Annotated in this window: 2 protein-coding genes; one reads left to right on the top strand and one right to left on the bottom strand. The window is 61.0% G+C overall.

Annotated features, from left to right (window positions below; translation table 11 throughout):
- On the bottom strand, positions 1-223 hold a 223-nt coding region (locus tag EOA27_RS36280), incomplete at its 3' end, for a LacI family DNA-binding transcriptional regulator (protein ID WP_145970826.1).
- A 359-nt stretch (positions 224-582) separates the two neighbouring features.
- On the opposite strand from EOA27_RS36280, the gene EOA27_RS36275 reads away from it, so the two are divergent.
- Positions 583-1,460 (top strand): ABC transporter substrate-binding protein (locus tag EOA27_RS36275; RefSeq protein ID WP_145970825.1); only part of this gene is annotated, 878 nt, incomplete at its 3' end.

Below are 1,460 nucleotides of genomic sequence, written 5' to 3'. Positions count from 1 at the left end.
GATCGATGTCGACGGCGGCGCCCGTCGGCAGCACATAGCCGATCATGCCCGACTTGCCGGTGGCGAGCCGGCGCGCGCTGGGGTTCGGCCGGTAGCCGTGGCGCTTGGCGGCGTCCATCACCCGGCGCCGGGTTTCCTCGCTGACCTCGGGGTAGCCGTTCAATGCCCGACTGACCGTGGTCTGCGAAAGCGACAGCATGTGCGACAGTTGCTTGAGGTTCATCGGAGGCCTCCAGCCTCAAAGCGCTTTCAATTTTAATCGACCCGATGATGGCTGGCGCAATCGCCAGACGAGGTGAGCTTAGAGGCGCATCGACCGTGTTTGAAGCCAAAATTGCTGCTGCAGCGCCAAAAAAGCTTGCTGCACTGCACTTTCTTCAGGCATTCGGCCTTTTTTAAATCGATTAGCAACACGAGCCTCTTGACTTCATGACGATTCAATGGCGAGATCAAGTTAGCCAAAGCGCTTTGGAACACTCTTCGAAAGGTTGCGGTTGCCTTCTCGCTGAGTCACAGTTCCGTGGGCGTCGGCGGATGAAATGGAGGTTTCGTCCGAACTGTCTCAACACTGGGAGGACTGCGATGAAGAAAATGCTTCTCTTGGGTGCCGCGTTCGCTGCGCTCACCCTTGGCCTGCCGGCACATGCCGAACTGAAGTTCAAGCCGGGCGAGGATTCGAAATTCCACTGGGCGAACTACGACGACCTCAAGAAGGTCGACCTCAAGGGCGAGACGCTGACGATCTTCGGGCCGTGGCGCGGCGAGGACGAGACGCTTGTGCGTTCGGTTCTCGATTATTTCCAGGAAGCCACCGGCGCCGAGGTCAAATATTCCTCGTCCGAGAATTATGAGCAGCAGATCGTCATCGACACCCAGGCCGGCAGCCCGCCCAACATCGCCGTCCTGCCGCAGCCTGGCCTGATCCAGGACCTTGCTTCCAAGGGCGTGCTGACCCCGCTGGGCGACGACGTCGCCGCCTGGATCAAGGAAAATTATGCCGCCGGCGACTCCTGGGCCAAGCTCGGCACCTATAATGGCAAGGACGGCAAGGCCGGCTTCTACGCCTTCCCCTACAAGATCGACGTGAAGGGTCTGGTCTGGTACTCGCCGGATAATTTCGACGAGGCCGGCTACAAGGTGCCGAAGACCCAGGAAGAGCTGGCCGACCTCGAGAAGAAGATCGTCGCCGATGGCGGCAAGCCCTGGTGCATCGGGCTCGGTTCGGGCGGCGCCACCGGCTGGCCGGCGACCGACTGGGTCGAGGACATCATGCTGCGCACACAGCCGCCGGAAGTCTACGACAAGTGGACGAAGAACGAGATCCCGTTCACCGACCCGGCCGTGGTCAACGCCATCGACATCTTCGGCAAGATCGCCACCGACGACAAGATGGTGGATGGCGGCGCCAAGGCGGTCGCGGCGACCGACTTCCGCGACAGTCCGAAGGGCCTCTTCACCGT

Origin of the sequence: Mesorhizobium sp. M2A.F.Ca.ET.037.01.1.1, from assembly GCF_003998075.1 — a bacterium.
Lineage (GTDB): Bacteria > Pseudomonadota > Alphaproteobacteria > Rhizobiales > Rhizobiaceae > Mesorhizobium.
Note: the sequence above shows the minus strand (reverse complement) of the source record. Positions and strands in the feature narration are given on the sequence as shown.